The 16,052-nt window shown below is 62.3% G+C and carries 15 protein-coding genes; 8 read left to right on the forward strand and 7 right to left on the reverse strand.

The window, feature by feature from the left end:
- The first annotated feature begins 48 nt into the window (after positions 1–48).
- Positions 49–813, forward strand: a complete 765-nt coding sequence (locus BLS91_RS07910) for an MIP/aquaporin family protein (protein ID WP_092340169.1) — start codon at positions 49–51, stop codon at positions 811–813.
- Between the two features lie 101 nt (positions 814–914).
- On the forward strand, positions 915–2,429 hold the full coding sequence (gene glpK, locus BLS91_RS07915; protein WP_092340170.1) for a glycerol kinase GlpK: 1,515 nt from the start codon (positions 915–917) through the stop codon (positions 2,427–2,429).
- A gap of 30 nt (positions 2,430–2,459) precedes the next feature.
- On the opposite strand, the gene trpD is transcribed toward glpK, so the two are convergent.
- Positions 2,460–3,512, reverse strand: coding sequence for an anthranilate phosphoribosyltransferase (gene trpD / locus BLS91_RS07920; RefSeq protein ID WP_092340222.1), 1,053 nt, complete (start codon positions 3,510–3,512; stop codon positions 2,460–2,462).
- 143 nt (positions 3,513–3,655) lie between these two features.
- On the opposite strand from trpD, the gene ctaE reads away from it, so the two are divergent.
- The 5 genes from ctaE to BLS91_RS07945 all read left to right on the forward strand — a co-directional run bounded on the left by ctaE (position 3,656) and on the right by BLS91_RS07945 (position 8,798).
- Positions 3,656–4,285, forward strand: a complete 630-nt coding sequence (gene ctaE / locus BLS91_RS07925; protein ID WP_233197528.1) for an aa3-type cytochrome oxidase subunit III — start codon at positions 3,656–3,658, stop codon at positions 4,283–4,285.
- A 37-nt stretch (positions 4,286–4,322) separates the two neighbouring features.
- Positions 4,323–5,135: a cytochrome bc1 complex diheme cytochrome c subunit gene (gene qcrC, locus BLS91_RS07930; RefSeq protein WP_092340171.1), complete on the forward strand. Its 813-nt coding sequence runs from the start codon at positions 4,323–4,325 to the stop codon at positions 5,133–5,135.
- Positions 5,136–5,227: 92 nt separating this feature from the next.
- Positions 5,228–6,301, forward strand: coding sequence for a cytochrome bc1 complex Rieske iron-sulfur subunit (gene qcrA / locus BLS91_RS07935; protein WP_092340172.1), 1,074 nt, complete (start codon positions 5,228–5,230; stop codon positions 6,299–6,301).
- Complete coding sequence (gene qcrB / locus BLS91_RS07940) at positions 6,298–7,947, forward strand: cytochrome bc1 complex cytochrome b subunit (protein ID WP_092340173.1); 1,650 nt, start codon at positions 6,298–6,300, stop codon at positions 7,945–7,947. Before qcrA ends, qcrB begins: the two co-directional genes overlap by 4 nt.
- A gap of 26 nt (positions 7,948–7,973) precedes the next feature.
- The gene (locus BLS91_RS07945; RefSeq protein ID WP_092340174.1) at positions 7,974–8,798 is read left to right on the forward strand and encodes a putative RNA methyltransferase; all 825 of its coding nucleotides are present in this window, start codon (positions 7,974–7,976) and stop codon (positions 8,796–8,798) included.
- Between the two features lie 89 nt (positions 8,799–8,887).
- Here BLS91_RS07945 and BLS91_RS07950 read toward each other — a convergent pair whose 3' ends face one another.
- The 5 genes from BLS91_RS07950 to BLS91_RS07970 form a co-directional block, all read right to left on the reverse strand.
- A complete protein-coding gene (locus tag BLS91_RS07950) occupies positions 8,888–9,310 on the reverse strand; it encodes a cytochrome c oxidase subunit 4 (RefSeq protein ID WP_092340175.1) in 423 nt (140 codons plus the stop codon).
- Positions 9,311–11,041 (reverse strand): aa3-type cytochrome oxidase subunit I, encoded by a 1,731-nt coding sequence (ctaD, locus tag BLS91_RS07955; protein ID WP_092340176.1) that lies wholly within the window; start codon positions 11,039–11,041, stop codon positions 9,311–9,313.
- A gap of 3 nt (positions 11,042–11,044) precedes the next feature.
- Positions 11,045–11,935, reverse strand: a complete 891-nt coding sequence (ctaC, locus tag BLS91_RS07960) for an aa3-type cytochrome oxidase subunit II (RefSeq protein WP_092340177.1) — start codon at positions 11,933–11,935, stop codon at positions 11,045–11,047.
- A gap of 227 nt (positions 11,936–12,162) precedes the next feature.
- Positions 12,163–12,543 (reverse strand): HesB/IscA family protein, encoded by a 381-nt coding sequence (locus tag BLS91_RS07965; RefSeq protein ID WP_092340224.1) that lies wholly within the window; start codon positions 12,541–12,543, stop codon positions 12,163–12,165.
- A 158-nt stretch (positions 12,544–12,701) separates the two neighbouring features.
- Positions 12,702–14,189 carry a dipeptidase gene (locus tag BLS91_RS07970; RefSeq protein WP_092340178.1) on the reverse strand — a complete coding sequence of 496 codons (1,488 nt, stop codon included), beginning with the start codon at positions 14,187–14,189 and terminating at the stop codon, positions 12,702–12,704.
- A gap of 38 nt (positions 14,190–14,227) precedes the next feature.
- On the opposite strand from BLS91_RS07970, the gene BLS91_RS07975 reads away from it, so the two are divergent.
- Positions 14,228–14,821 carry a DUF3043 domain-containing protein gene (locus tag BLS91_RS07975; RefSeq protein ID WP_092340179.1) on the forward strand — a complete coding sequence of 198 codons (594 nt, stop codon included), beginning with the start codon at positions 14,228–14,230 and terminating at the stop codon, positions 14,819–14,821.
- A 31-nt stretch (positions 14,822–14,852) separates the two neighbouring features.
- On the opposite strand, the gene BLS91_RS07980 is transcribed toward BLS91_RS07975, so the two are convergent.
- Positions 14,853–16,013, reverse strand: coding sequence for an alkaline phosphatase family protein (locus BLS91_RS07980; protein ID WP_241983138.1), 1,161 nt, complete (start codon positions 16,011–16,013; stop codon positions 14,853–14,855).
- Between the last annotated feature and the right edge of the window lie 39 nt (positions 16,014–16,052).

A 16,052-nucleotide genomic window follows, 5' to 3' on the forward strand; every position in this document is an offset into this window, starting at 1 on the left:
CCGCAGAGGGGCAGCTTCGGCGTCCCCGACCTGATCAGAAAGGTTCTCGTGGAAAATATCGGAGCTGTATTCGTCTCGGAGGTCGTGGGCACTGCAATGCTGGTTCTCCTCGGAACCGGCGTCGTCGCCAACGTCGCCCTGGCCAAGAATAAGGGCCTTGGCGGTGGGTTCCTTATGGTGACCATCGGCTGGGGCTTCGCAGTGTTTGCCGGAGTCGTGGTCGCCTACCGTTCGGGGGCACACCTCAACCCCGCCGTTACCCTGGGGCTCGTCGCCAACGGAGCCAAGGAATTCGGGATGGGAGTCCCCGTCAACGTGGTGTCCGTGCTCGCGTATATCGGGGCGCAGCTGATTGGAGCCATCCTGGGCGCTGTCGCCTGCTGGCTCGCTTACAAGCAGCACTTCGACGCCGAACCCGACCCGGCCAACAAGCTCGGGGTATTCTCCACCGGGCCAGCCATCCGCTCCTACGGCTGGAACCTCGTCACGGAAATCATCGGCACGTTCGTACTGGTCTTCGTCGTCATCGCCTTCGGTGGAGACCGGCAGGGCGCCAACGGCGGTCTGGCGTCTCTCGGAGCGCTTCCCGTGGCCCTGTTGGTCATCGTCATCGGTACCTCGCTCGGTGGGCCCACCGGGTACGCCATCAACCCGGCCCGTGACCTTGGTCCGCGCATCGCGCACTTCATCTTGCCGATCAAGGGCAAGGGCAGCTCCGACTGGGCCTACTCCTGGGTACCCGTAGTCGGGCCCGTCATCGGCGGTCTGCTCGCCGGCTGGGTGGCTATCCCGCTCCTTCCCCTGCTCACCTGACCTGAACAAACGGGCCGGTCCCCGCGGACCGGTCCGTTGTCGTGCGACCAGATCTGCACACGCGCAAACGCCAAGCACACTCACTAGGAGGACACGCACCAATGACTGACTACATTCTCGCCATCGACCAGGGAACTACCAGTTCCCGGGCCATCATCTTCGATAAGGCCGGATCGATCGTTTCGACCGGACAGCTCGAACACGAGCAGATTTTCCCGCAAGCCGGCTGGGTCGAGCACAACCCGAAGGAAATCTGGGACAACACCCGCGAAGTGATCGGGCAGGCGCTCTCCAAGGCCAACCTCACCCGGCACGATATCAAAGCCATCGGAATAACCAACCAACGTGAAACCGCGGTGGTCTGGGACAAGACAACCGGAGTCCCCGTCTACAACGCCATCGTCTGGCAGGACACCCGCACCCAGCCCATCGTCGACCGCCTCGCCGCTGACGGTGGGGTCGAACGGTTCAAGAAGAAGGTCGGGCTGCCGCTGGCGACTTACTTCTCCGGCACCAAGATCGTCTGGATCCTCGAAAACGTCGAGGGCGCTCGCGCCAAAGCGGATGCCGGCGACCTTTTGTTCGGCACCACCGATTCCTGGGTCCTGTGGAACCTCACCGGCGGCGTTGACGGCGGAGTGCACGCCACCGACGTCACCAACGCCAGTCGCACGCTATTCATGGACCTTGAAACCCTGCAATGGGACGATGAGATCGTAGCCATCTTTGACGTTCCGAAGTCAATGCTGCCGTCGATCCGTTCCTCGTCGGAGATCTATGGCACTGCGCACACCTCGAGCCTGCTGCGCGAGGTCCCCGTCGCCGGTATCCTCGGCGACCAGCAGGCCGCGACCTTCGGTCAGGCAGCGTTCGATCAGGGCGAGGCCAAGAACACCTACGGCACCGGAAACTTCCTGATTTTCAACACCGGCACCGAAATTGTGCACTCCAAGAACGGCCTGTTGACCACCCTTGGGTACAAGCTCGGCGATGACGCCCCGCACTACGCCCTGGAGGGTTCCATCGCGGTGACCGGTGCGCTGGTGCAGTGGATGCGCGACAACCTCGGCATGATCAGCTCAGCCTCAGAAATTGAGGCCCTCGCGAAAACAGTCGACGACAACGGCGGAGCGTATTTCGTTCCCGCATTCTCGGGACTGTTCGCGCCGTACTGGCGTTCAGACGCCCGCGGGGCCCTGGTCGGGCTCACCCGGTTTGTGAACAAGGGGCACATCGCGCGAGCGGCACTCGAGGCGACGGCTTTTCAAACGCGGGAGGTCATCGATGCGGTCAACGCCGACTCGGGTGTCCCCCTCACCGAGATCAAGGTCGACGGCGGCATGATCGCGAACAATCTGCTCATGCAATTCCAGGCCGACATCCTCGGTGTTCCAGTGGTCCGACCGGTCGTCGCCGAAACGACGGCGCTGGGCGCAGCCTACGCTGCCGGCCTCGCCGTCGGTTTCTGGAGCGGCCTGGACGAGCTGCGCACCAACTGGCAGGAAGACAGCCGGTGGACGCCGCAGATGGACGAAGCCGAACGCAGCCGCCAGCTGCGCAACTGGAAGAAGGCGGTCACGAAGACCTTCGGGTGGGTCGACGAGGACGTCCTCTAACGAACAGCCCAAAACTGCGGCGGCCCGATCTCAGACCTGGGTCGCCGCAATCCACGACGCCAGCTTGGCCGTGGCCGCCCCGGAATCAATCGCCTCGGCAGCCACCGCCAATTTGCTGCGAAAACGGTCCAGGATGGCGATCTGCACCTGCGACGCATCATTGGCCAGGTCGAACGCAACCAGTCCGGCCGCGGCGTTCAGCAGCACGATGTCACGAATCGGGCCCGGCTCGCCGGCGAGCACGGCGTGCACGATATCCGCGTTGTGCTGGGGCGAACCGCCCACCAGCTCGCTGATGTGCGCTCGCTTCAGGCCGAGATCCCGCGGGTCGATGTCGTGTTCGGTCACGAGGCCGCGCGAGACCTCCCAGACGTGACTGTGCCCGGTGGTCGTCATTTCATCGAGCCCATCATCCCCGCGAAAGACTAGTGCCGTCGCGCCTCGGGTCTGAAAGACGCCGACGAAGAGCGGCACTCGATCGAGGTCGGCGACCCCCACAGCGGATGCCTCCGGCCGCGCCGGGTTGCACAGCGGGCCGAGATAGTTGAACACGGTGGGGATCCCCAACTCCTTGCGGGTGAGGGCCGCGTGGCGGAATCCGGGATGAAAAGCAGCCGCGAAGGCGAAAGTGATCCCGGTTTCTTTGAAGACCTGGGCGACCCGGGTCGCGTCTCGGGACAGATCGATGCCCAATTCGCCGAGTACATCGGATGACCCGGATGCGGAACTGGCGGCCCGGTTGCCGTGTTTGACGACCGGAACACCGGCCGCTGCGCAGACTATAGACGCCATCGTCGAGATGTTCACGGTGCCGAACTGGTCACCACCAGTCCCGACAATGTCGAGTGCCATCGGATTGACCGGCAGCACAATGGCCTGTTCAAGAATCGCATCCCGGAATCCGACAATCTCATCGACGGTTTCCCCTTTGGCGCGAAGGGCAACGAGAAAAGCGCCCAGTTGGGAAGGAGAGGCCTCGCCGAGCATGATGCGTTCCATGCTCCAGGCGGCGTCTGCCACACTCAGGTCCCTGCCGGAAAGAAGAGAATTTAATATGTTGGGCCAAGACTGCGATTCAAGCATGATTCTGATCATAGGAGAACGGGCCCAACTCCCCCGAATTCACGGCCTGTGAGTGCTGAATTTTCCCACCCCGACGGGGTAGAAACTCTCACTTGCACGCCTGTTTGAGAAAAAACTGTGGGAATATCGGCCATAATAGAAGGGTGACCAGCACCTCAATTACTCAGACGGCGAGTGCGCCCGTCGTGAACCGGCCCAACAGCGTGGCTGTAGGCACCATTGTGTGGTTGGGCAGCGAGGTGATGTTTTTCGCGGGGCTCTTCGCAATCTACTTCACGCTCCGTTCAACCTCCCCCGAGCTGTGGCTCTTTGAGGCCGACAAGCACAACTTCACCTTCGCATTGATCAATACTCTGGTGCTGGTGTCGTCGTCGGTGACCTGCCAGTTCGGAGTATTCGCCGCCGAACGGCTGCAGGCTCGTTCAACCGGCTGGAAGCCGAGTGAGTGGGGCATGGTTGAGTGGTTCTTCCTGACCTACGCTCTCGGCGCAATCTTCGTCACCGGCCAGGTGTTTGAATATGCCACCTTGGTGTCCGAGGGTATTTCACTCTCCTCCAACGCCTACGGCTCAGCGTTCTACATCACGACCGGCTTCCACGGCATTCACGTGACCGCTGGCCTGCTGGCCTTCCTTCTTGTGATTGGACGCGGCTTCGCGGTCAAGAACTTCGGCCATAAAGAAGCCACCAGCGCGATCGTGGTTTCCTACTATTGGCACTTCGTCGACGTCGTCTGGATCGGGCTCTTCCTGGTCATCTACGTTCTCAAATAGAAGTACATACCTAGAAACGGGAGCGGACTACTTCAGCATGACCACGATCAAAACCCCTCGCGCACGCCGGCCACGCAAGACCGGGCGTCGCCATCCACTCGCCAGCGTTGCGCTCATTGCCATCGGACTGCTCTTTACGGGAGGCGCCTATGTCGCCTTCAGCAGCAGCACTGCCGTTGCGACAACGGATGCTTCCTCCCAGCAGACAATCGCCCAGGGTGAAAAACTCTTTGCGGCAAACTGCGCCACCTGCCACGGCCTCAGCGCTCAGGGCTCGTCAGAAGGTCCCAGCCTGATCGGAGTCGGCGCTGCCTCGGTCGACTTCCAGGTCGGCACCGGCCGCATGCCGATGCAGATGCAGGGTCCGCAAGCGCAGAAGAAGCCGGTGCAGTTCACGGCCGAGCAGACTGCAGCGCTGGCGGCCTACGTGGCCTCGCTGGCTCCCGGTCCGGGTATTCCCGCCGCCGAGCTGCTGGACGCTGCCGGCGATGCCGCAACCGGAGCTGAGCTGTTCCGCATCAACTGCGCTATGTGCCACAACGTCGCCGGTGCCGGTGGCGCACTGACCGAGGGCAAGTTTGCTCCTGCCATCGAGAACGTTTCTGCCCAGCACATCTACGAGGCCATGATCACCGGCCCGCAGAACATGCCCGTCTTCAACGACATGAACATCTCGCCCGAAGACAAGCGCGACATCATCACGTATCTCAAGTACGTCGAGGACAACCCGTCACCGGGCGGGCTAGCTCTCGGTTCTCTGGGGCCGGTAGCTGAAGGACTCTTCATCTGGATCTTCGGACTGGGCGCAATCGTGGCCCTCACCGTGTGGATCACGGCAAAATCAAACTAAGAGTCGGTATCCGGTCTTGACACTTCATTCGGTACCGATTGAACGTCGCGTAGCACCACAGTGCACAGTATTTACACCCACAAAGGAGACCCATGGCCAAGGACGATAACGGCGCGGAGGACGTAACCGCCGCCGACTCGCCTGGCGCGCAGCTCGCGACATCCGCCGCAAGCACAGCCGTCGTTACACGGGATGCCCTGGCTAACCCAGGATTCCCGCCGCACCGTCCGCGCATCACCGACCTTGAACACAAGGAAGAGCGCAAGGCTGAGCGCACCGTTTATACGCTGTTCTATGTATCCATCGTGGGTAGTGTCTTCGCGATTGCCGCGTACATGGCCTTTCCGATCGTGGCCGAGGATCCGGGGTCGGTTCGACTGAACAACCTCTTCATTGGTCTCGGCCTCAGCCTCGCGTTGCTCGCCATCGGTATCGGCGCTGTTCACTGGGGCAAGGCGCTCATGAGCGATCATGAGGGTGTTGACGAACGCCACCCCGTGCGTGGGACCGAGCCAGTTCGGGCCCGTGCCGTAGAAATCTTCCAGCAGGCCAATGAGGAATCGGGCTTCGGCCGCCGCACACTCATTCGCAATAGCCTCATCGGCGCGCTCGTCGTCTTCCCGCTCCCGGCGGTCGTTCTGTTTCGTGGCCTCGGCCCGATGGACCAGGATCCGGTGGCCTTGCTCAATGAGACCATGTGGAAAAAGGGCGTTCGCCTCACCATGGACCCGAGCGGAACCCCGATCAAGGCAGCGGATGTCACGCTTGGCTCGTCGTTCCACGTCATTCCCGAAGGCCTGTCCGAAATGGGCCACGGCCGTTTGGAAGAGAAGGCGAAAGCAGCCGTTCTGCTCATCCGAATGGATCCGGACGATCTGATCGAAACGGAAGACCGCAAGTCCTGGTCCTATGACGGCATCGTGGCATATTCTAAGATATGCACCCACGTTGGATGCCCGGTTGCCCTTTATGAACAGCACACGCACCACCTGCTTTGCCCGTGCCACCAGTCGCAGTTCGACGTTGAGAACCACTGCAAGGTCATCTTCGGTCCGGCCAAACGGGCACTACCCCAGCTCCCGATCGCCGTGGACGCTGAGGGATACCTGATCGCGCAAAGCGATTTCACTGAACCAGTCGGCCCGAGCTTCTGGGAGCGAGCATGACCACGATAATCACCCGCGAATCCGCTGAGGACCAGGGCGTCGGGGTGAAGAAAGCCGGTGGCTTCACCGCCTCCGCCGCCAACTACATTGACGAACGTACGAGTATCTCGGGCGCAGTCAAGGAGTTGGGCCGCAAGATCTTCCCCGACCACTGGTCGTTCCTGCTCGGTGAGGTGGCGCTGTACAGCTTCGTCATCATTCTGCTCTCGGGATCATTCCTGACCTTCTTCTTCCAGGCCTCCATGGCAGAAGTCGTCTATAACGGCTCCTATGCCCCGCTCAAGGGCATCCCCATGTCGGCGGCAATGTCCTCCACGATGGACATCTCGTTCGACGTTCGTGGTGGCCTCCTCATGCGTCAGGTACACCACTGGGCGGCCCTGCTGTTCGTGGCCGCCATCGGCCTGCACATGCTGCGCATCTACTTCACGGGTGCGTTCCGCAAGCCGCGTGAGCTCAACTGGGTCATCGGTTTCATCCTCTTCATCCTGGCCATGGCCGAAGGCTTCACCGGCTACTCCCTCCCCGATGACCTCCTCTCCGGTAACGGACTGCGCATCATCGACGGCCTGATCAAGGGCATCCCGGTCGTTGGTACCTGGGTCTCCTTCCTGCTCTTCGGTGGCGAATTTCCAGGTACCGACATCGTTGGACGGCTGTACTCGCTGCATATTCTGCTGCTGCCGGCCATCATCGTCGCGTTGATCGCCATGCACCTTCTGTTCGTCGTCGTGCACAAGCACACCCAGTACCCGGCTGCCGGACACACCAACCAGAACGTGGTCGGCTACCCGGTTCTGCCGGTATACGCCGCCAAGGCCGGTGGATTCTTCTTCATCGTCTTCGGCGTGGTCATGCTCATCGCCTCGCTCTTCACGATCAACCCGATCTGGAACTATGGCCCATACGACCCGTCACCGGTGTCAGCCGGTACCCAGCCCGACTGGTACATTGGCTTCGCCGACGGTGCAATGCGGCTGATCCCGACCGGGTGGGAGTTCGTCTGGCTCAACCACACCTACTCGCTTAACATCCTTGTGGTGCTCATCGTGGTCGGACTGTTCATCGTGACAGTCATGGTCTACCCGTTCATCGAGGCATGGATCACCGGCGACAAGCGTGAGCACCACGTGCTCGATCGCCCGCGCAATGCTCCGACCCGCACCGCAATCGGCGCGGCCGGCGTGACGTTCTACGCGTCCTTGTGGGCGGCAGCGTCGTCGGATATCATGGCCACGCATTTCCACCTGACCATGGAGGGCGTCATTCACACGCTCCAGGCCACTACGTTGCTCGGACCGTTCCTTGCGTTCTTCATCGCCAAGCGGGTCTGCCTCGCTCTGCAGAAGAAGGATCGCGAGATTGTCCTGCACGGCTACGAATCCGGCCGCATCGTTCGGCTGCCCGGTGGCGAATTCGTCGAGGTACACCAGCCGGTTGACGAGTACGAACGCTGGAAGCTGGTCAGCTACAGCGACTTCAAGCCGCTCATGCTGCGCCCGAACGCTCAGGGCAAGATCGGCCCGGCCGAGAAGGTGCGTGCCGGACTATCCCGCTGGTTCTTCGAGGACCGGATTACTCCGGTCACGCAGGCTGAGCTGAATCAGGCTCACGGCGATCACCCCGCGGAGATCACCGACAAGTAGACAGAAATCAAACAGAACGGGCATCGATGTCACTCCAGACTTTATCGGAGTGGCTTCGGTGCCCGAACTGTTTTCTCCCCCTGCATCCCCGCGGCGAACTCATGCTGGCCTGTGAACGGGGTCATTCCTTTGACGTGAATAAACGGGGGTTCGTCAACCTGCTCACCGGCCCACGCAAATTCATCGGCGATAGCGCGGCCATGCTGGAGGCCAGGGACCGATTCCTTCGCGCCGGGTGGTACGACCCACTGCGAGACGCCATCCACACTGTCGTCGCCGGTGAGTCCCCCCGGCGGCTTCTCGACGTGGGTTGCGGAACCGGCTACTACCTGGGCGCAGCGCTGCCCCCGGGAGCCGACGTGCGAGCGCTGGGAATGGACCTCTCCCCCACTGCCGTGAGTCGCACCATCCGCTCGCACGATCGCGTTGACGGGCTGGTGGCGGATGTCTGGTCGCCCCTTCCCATTCGGGCCGGCGCCGCCGACGTGATTCTGAACGTGTTCGCACCGCGCAACGCTGCGGAATTCCAACGCGTTCTGCGGCCCGACGGTCTACTGCTCGTCGTAGTGCCGCAGCCGACGCACCTGCGTCAGCTTCGGGAGTCGGGGCTAGCCGTAGAGATGCAAGCCGACAAAGCCGCCCATTTGACCACGAGCCTGGCCGCCTGGTTCCGCCTCGAGCATCACGACCAACTCGACCGCACAGTGCACCTGTCACCATTCGAGGTGGCATCGCTCATCGGAATGGGACCGTCCTCGCACCATTCGCGCTCTTCCGCCGGCGAGGACAGCACGGGTCTCGACCAACTCGTGACGGTTGCCTTCGATATCTTCGGCTTTCGGCGTCGATAGCAGGCCGCTGGATGCCCCGGCGAAACGGGCACGTTAAACGACAACACCGACCCCCCGTGAGGGAGATCGGTATCGTCCGCGTCGTGTGCTTAGCGGGCGAACAAGCCCCGGTAGTACTCGTAGACCCAGCCGGTCAGCGCCACCAGGCCGAGCCCCAGTCCGATGAAGCAGATCCAGATTCCGACCGCGAGCCCGAGAAAGAGCAGCGCTGTGGAAGCGGCCAGGAAGATCGGCCACCAGCTCCACGGGCTGAAAAAGCCCATCTCCGGGTCACCGTCATCGATGTTGCCATCCAGACGGTCTTCGGGCAGTTCCGCGCCCTGGGCGGCATGGACCTTGTCCAGGTAGAAGGCGATGAACGCTACCAGCAGGGTTGACAGCCCCAGCGTGAACGTTCCCGCCCATTCCACTTTTCCGTGGGCTGGGTCGAGTAGGCTCCACGCCACGTAGACGACCGTGACGATTCCGAAGAAGGCGGTGAGGACCCAAAGAATGTTGACGTTGGTCTTCATTTACTTGACCTGATTCGAATCGATGTCGTAGACCGCGGCGTCGGGCGCATCCTTGCCAGGGCCGATGCCGACGGGCAGGCCGGCTTCGGGGTGGTTCAGGTCGAAGGCCGGACGCTCGGAGCGGATACGGGGAATAGAAGTGAAGTTGTGGCGCGGCGGCGGGCACGAGGTGGCCCACTCGAGCGACGAACCGTAACCCCACGGATCGTTCACGGTCACCATCGGAGCCTTGCGGGCCGTGATGTACACGTTCAGGAAGAACGGAATCATTGACACCGCGAGAATCATGGCGCCAATCGTCGATACCTGGTTCATCCAGGTGAACCCGTCTTCCGGTGAGTAGGTCGCGTACCGGCGCGGCATGCCCATAACACCGAGCCAGTGCTGGATCAGGAAGGTGGTGTGGAAGCCGATGAACAGCAACCAGAAGTGCCATTTCCCGAGGCTCTCGTTGAGCATCTTGCCCGTCCACTTCGGCCACCAGAAGTAGAACCCGCTGAACATTGCGAACACCACCGTACCGAAGACCACGTAGTGGAAGTGGGCGACAACAAAGTAGGTATCAGACACGTGGAAGTCGAGCGGCGGCGAAGCCAGGATGACACCGGTCAAGCCGCCGAAAGTAAACGTGACGAGAAAGCCGATGGCCCAGATCATGGGGGTCTCGAAGGTGATTGACCCTCGCCACATGGTGCCGATCCAGTTGAAAATCTTCACCCCGGTGGGTACCGCGATCAGCATCGTCATGAGCGAGAAGAACGGGAGCAGAACCGAGCCGGTGACGTACATGTGGTGCGCCCAGACGGTGACGGACAACGCGGCAATCGAGATGGTCGCGTAGATCAGGGTCTTGTACCCGAACATTGGTTTGCGGCTGAAGACCGGGAACACTTCGGAGACGATGCCGAAGAACGGCAGCGCGATGATGTACACCTCGGGATGGCCGAAGAACCAGAACAAGTGTTGCCAGAGGATGGCACCACCGTTGGCTGGATCATAGATGTGCGAACCGAAGATGCGGTCCGAGGCTGCGGCGAGCATCGCTGCAGCGAGCACCGGGAAGACCATGAGCGCGAGGAGCGACGTGATGAGAGAGTTCCAGGTGAAGACCGGCATGCGCCACATCGTCATGCCCGGGGCACGCATGGTGATGATGGTGGTGATGAAGTTCACTGAGCCGAGAATCGTGCCGAAACCGGAGAGACCCAGGCCGACCATCCAGAGGTTGCCGCCAACACCCGGCGAGAACGTCGTGCTGGCCAGGGGCTGATAGGCGAACCAGCCGAAGGATGCCGCCCCCTGCGGGGTGAGGAACCCGGCGACGGCGATGAGGCTGCCGAAGTTGAAGAACCAGTAGGCGAGAGCGTTCAGGCGAGGGAACGCGACGTCAGGGGCGCCGATTTGCAGCGGAACCAGAAAGTTGGCGAAGCCGAAGAAGAGCGGCGTCGCGAACATCAAAAGCATGATCGTGCCGTGCATCGTGAACAGCTGGTTGTACTGTTCCTTCGTCTGCACGACGTCAAGGCCCGGGGCGAACAGCTGGGCGCGAATGATCAGCGCCATGACGCCGCCGAGGCAGAAGTAGATGAACGAGGTGATCAGGTACATGTACCCGATGACCTTGTGGTCGGTGGAGGTGATCCACCGAACAAGGACGTTGCCCTTGCGCTCCGCTGACGTGGAGACCGGCGCGGCCGGGCGAGACTCCACTGGTGCGATGGTCGTAGTCATGGCTTAGTTGCCCTCCGGAGCCGTCGGGGCACTGGTGCCCGGCTGATTCTGATTGCGGTCGAACTCATTGTCGAGCTGACCGACGTTACCCGCGGTGCGCAGGGACTCGATGTACGTGTCGTAGTCAGCTTGGGAGACGACTTTGACGTTGAAGAGCATGAGGGAGTGGTATTCGCCACAGAGCTCAGCACACTTGCCCGCATAGGTTCCGATGCGCTGAGGGGTGACCGACATGTAGTTGGTCTTGCCGGGAATGACGTCCTTCTTGTACAGGAAGTCAATAACCCAGAACGAGTGGATGACGTCCCGAGATTCCAGTGCTATCTCGATGGTCTTGTCAACCGGGAGTACCAGCACGGGAAGCTCGGACTGGTTAATCGCGCCGGTTTCGCCGTTGGGATCAAGCTGGCCCTGGATTCCGGGTGAGTACACGTCTTCGTCGACGTAGTTGAAGTCCCAGGCCCACTGCTTGGCCTGAACTTCAATCGTCACATCGGGATTGTCGTAGCGTGCCTCGATGGCGATCTGGTCGCGCACGGTGAACGCGAAGAAGCCGACGACGAGAATGAGCGGCACGACGGTGTAGAAGATCTCGATCGGCATGTTGTACCGAAGCTGAACCGGAAGCCCGGTCTGGCCCTTTCGTCGACGATAAACGACGATCGTCCAGATGATGAGGCCCCAGGTGATGAGGCCCACGACCAGGAGCACGATCCACGAGGTGGTCCAGAGACCCGCAATGCGATCGGTCTGATTGGTCACCGCCGTCTCGCCCTCTTCTTCAAAGCCGGGCAGGAAACCATGGAGCTGGGCTTGCGTGCATCCGGCCAGTACAACGGCTAACGTCGCTGCGAGCGGAATGGCAGCCCAACGAAGGCGGTGATTATTGCGCACCGGGGACCTTTCGGGAGATTCGAGGACGCTTCTCAGGAAGCGTTTTGATCGATTCCTAGCTTACTCCGCGAGAGTGCACACGAAGTGCACTCCGGGTCGGGTCGCACACGATTTGTGCGCGTGAAACCCTGTTGATGGAGCATTTCCGGGCGAATCCGGTGCAGATTGGGCAGAAAAAAAGCGGGGACACCATCAAAGTGATGATGTCCCCGCCGGTGGAACTTTTTTTAGTGGAAGGAATCCCCGCAGGCGCAGCTGCCGCCAGCGTTCGGGTTGTCAATGGTGAAACCCTGCTTCTCAATCGTGTCTTCGAAGTTGATCGAGGCGCCGTCGAGATAGGGAACGCTCATCTTGTCGACAACGACCTCGACACCGTCGAAATCGACGAGCGCATCCCCGTCGAGTACGCGTTCGTCGAAGTAGAGCTGGTAGACGAGGCCGGAGCAGCCGCCGGGCTGCACGGCAACGCGCAGACGCAGGTCTTCGCGACCTTCCTGAGTCAACAGGCTGCGGACCTTGAGCGCCGCTGCCTCGGTGAGTCCGACGCCGTGTGCAGCGTGTGCGGTGTCAGTAGGCGCGGTGTCAGCAACGCTGACGGTTTCTGTCATGGTGTCGGTCATGCTTCTCCTCGGTTCACGCAATCACGCTCAGTGCGGTCTCATAGATGACGATGTCATAAATTCTACCTTCGACAACCAGAAAGTCGACGCGGGCATTCCCACGCTCTCACATTTCTTTGGCCGTCGGCAGTTGACCCGGTGTTTGTTCAGTGTCCGTTGCGTTCGTTCAGGCTTCCGAGCAGGAATGCCTCACTGAGTACGGCGCGTTTGAACACGCCGAGGTGCAAAGACTCATTTGGGCTGTGGGCCCGGGAGTCAGGGTCTTCCACTCCAGTCACCAGGATCTGAGCCGTCGGAAAGACCCGCACCAGCTCGGCAATGAACGGGATCGACCCCCCGACGCCGATGTCGACGGGGGGAACGCCCCAGGCAGCCGTCATGGCGGAACGAGCTTCGGTCACGGCCCAGCCGCTGATATCGACGAGGAAGGGCTCGCCGGTATCCACATCGTCGATCTCGAGAACCGCGCCGAACGGCGCGTGCTCGTGCAAGTGCGCCTCGATGGCTGCGGCGGCTTCAACCGCGGACTGGCCGGGAGCGATGCGAGTGCTGAGCCGAACCGTCACCGCGGGGGTGAGAGTGTTGGAAGCGTTGTCGACGGTGGGTGCGTCAATTCCGGTCACAGTGAGGGCTGGTTGCGACCAGATCCGGCTCAGGATCGAGCCGTGGCCGATCGGGCTGACGCCGGGCAGCAGGCCGGTTTCTGCGCGTAGCTGTTCCTCTGAATAGTCCGGTGTAGGAACGTCAATGGCGGTGAGGCCGTCGACGGCCACCGACCCGTCTTCGTTGTACAACGTTGACAGCAATTTGATGGTGGCGAGCATCGCATCGGGGACGGCTCCACCGAACATACCCGAGTGTGAAGCGTGGGCGAGCGTGCGCACGGTCAACCGAAGCGTCACGTTTCCGCGCAGGGCCGTGGTGATTGCCGGCGTGTTGATGTCCCAGTTGTTGGAGTCGGCTACCACGATGACATCCCCGCGCAGAGCCTCGCGGTTCTCGTCGAGGAACGTGGCGAAGGAGCGGCTGCCGAATTCTTCCTCGCCCTCGATGAACAGCGCGATTCCCAGATCGAAATCGGTGCCGACGGTCGCAACGAGAGCGCGGATGGACGCGACGTGCGCCATGACGCCAGCCTTATCGTCGGCAGCTCCCCGCCCATAGAGTCGGTCGCCGCGCACGGTGGGCGTGAACGGATCGGACTCCCAATCCTCGTCCTGGCCGGGAGGCTGCACGTCGTGGTGCGCATAGAGCAGGACGGTCGGTCGTCCGTTGCGGGCCGCGCGCGACGCCAGAATCGCTGGCTGCCCGAGTTCGGCAGCGCCGCCCGAGTTGCTGGGAGCAATGGCGGCCTGCACGATGTCGACCGACTCGAACACGTCAAGCCCGCGCACCAGCGCGGCGACGGCGTCGGCACTCGCGGCGACGTGCGAACGATCGAAGGCCGCCCAGGACACCGACGGGATGCGCACCAGCGCGCACAGGTCGGCGATCGTGCTGGGGAGACCCCGTTCGACCGCGCCCCGGAGGCCGGCCTTGGTGACCGAATCGGCGGCTGAATTGTCGCCGGAATTGGCGACAGCGTCGGGCGTTCGGCCAGTGGAATGGGAATTCGTCTGTGGGTTACCAGTCATACCGGTAATCTTAAGGCACCCAATTGCAAGGATTTGATGTGGCCAAGCCTCCCGTAAACCCCGACGCCCAGCCGTCGATTGAAAGTTCCGACGAGACCGCAGCGCGCCTCGGCCTCTCGCACACAGCAGGCAAAGGTCAGGCAACCCCGACCCGCAAAAAGCAGGAAGCGGCCAACAAGCGCCCACTGGTTCCGGATGACCGCAAACTCGCAGCCAAGCAGGCGCGCGCTAAGTCGACCGCCGCGCGCGACGTCGCGCGTGCCGGAATGGCTGCCGGTGTGGACAAGTACCTGCCACTGCGGGAACGCGGCTTGCAGAAACGCTACGCCCGCGACTACGTTGATGCCCGGTTCAACGTCGGGGAGCTGATGATCCCGATCATGTTCCTGGTCATCCTCCTCACCACGATCCCGAGCATCTCGAGCTACTCGATCATCGCCCTGTGGGCGTTCTTCATCTTCGCTGTCGTCGACTGCGTCGTACTCGGCTTCGTACTCACTAAGAAGATCGAGGCCAAGTTCGGTTCTGACAAGGCTGAACGCGTGCGTTGGTACGCGGCTATGCGCGCGCTCCAGCTGCGGCCGATGCGGCTGCCCAAGCCGCAGGTAAAGCGCCGCCAGTACCCGGTTTAGCACCGGGTACTCCGCGGGCGGCTTCGGCGGGTTACCGAGCGAAGGCGCCCGCTCGGATCAGCGGCACACGCACTTCCTCATCAGTGAGGGAACCGTGCTGTCCGATCATGCCGCGTGCCTTCTGGTTCGCCGGGCGGGAGTCGTAATACGCGATGGACTTGCGCGCGGCGACCAGCACGTCGCCGATGCGCGGCAACACCTCGTCGGCTACCCGGCCGTACAGGCCGGCCGCCACGGCTTCATCGCGGGTGTAGACCCAGGCGCGGTCCCCCTGAGACGCCCGCCAGGCATCCGCCAGCGTGTCGGCGGCGTTCGAGTCGGACCCGACCGCTGACCACTGCGGCTCGAGGTAGAGCTGCACGCAGCGCGGGTCCCCCGCAATGTGGCGCACGCCGGCCACGAGCGCTGGCTCGGTGTCAAAGAGCACGTGTTTGGTACTCGGCACGTCGATCACCCCGTGGTCGGCGGTGAGCAGCAGGCCCTCGTCGGAGCGCAGAGTGGCAGCGAACCGGGTCACCTCGGAGTCAAGATTCTCCAGCTGGGCCAGCCACCGATCAGACTCCCACCCGTGCGCGTGCGCTGCCACGTCGAGCTCGGCCACGTAGAGGTAGATCAGGGCGGTGGGATTCTCATTCAGGATGCTCCGCGTGGCGGCAAAGCGATCGGCCACCTTCTCGGCCGGCACGTACTGGGCGCCGCGCAGTACCGCCTGGGTGAAGCCGGAGGCCACGAATCGTTTGGGACCAATGGCGAAGCTCGGCACGTTGTCATCGGCGGCCAGGTCGAAGACGGTACGGGCCCGTTGCCAGGTCGCCGGCTGCATGCCGTCATCCCAGCCGGTGAGCTGATTCACGACGCGGTCGTTGGCCCCGTCGAGCACCTGGTAGCCGACCAGTCCGTGCTGGCCAGGTTCCACGCCGGTGGTGAGCGTCGCGATTCCCGCGGCCGTCGTGGCCGGGAACACTCCGTCGATGATGCTCGATTTGTTGAGCCGGGACGACAGGAATCGTGCGTGCCCGGCGCGTGCCCGGATCGAGCTGACGCCGAGCCCATCGGCCAGAATCACGACCGCCTTGCGCACGGCGGGCAGGCCCAGCGTGTTCGGCCGGGCGCAGACGGCGTCGAGGGAACTGGTGAGAACATCGGCAAGGCGCAGAGCACTGAATTGGCGGGCCGGTAGCATGGTGGGCATCGGGTCTCATTCTTTCACAGGGACGAACCCGAGCCCTCC

The sequence above is a fragment of the Cryobacterium flavum genome (assembly GCF_900103805.1).
In the GTDB taxonomy this organism is placed as follows: Bacteria; Actinomycetota; Actinomycetes; order Actinomycetales; family Microbacteriaceae; genus Cryobacterium; species Cryobacterium flavum.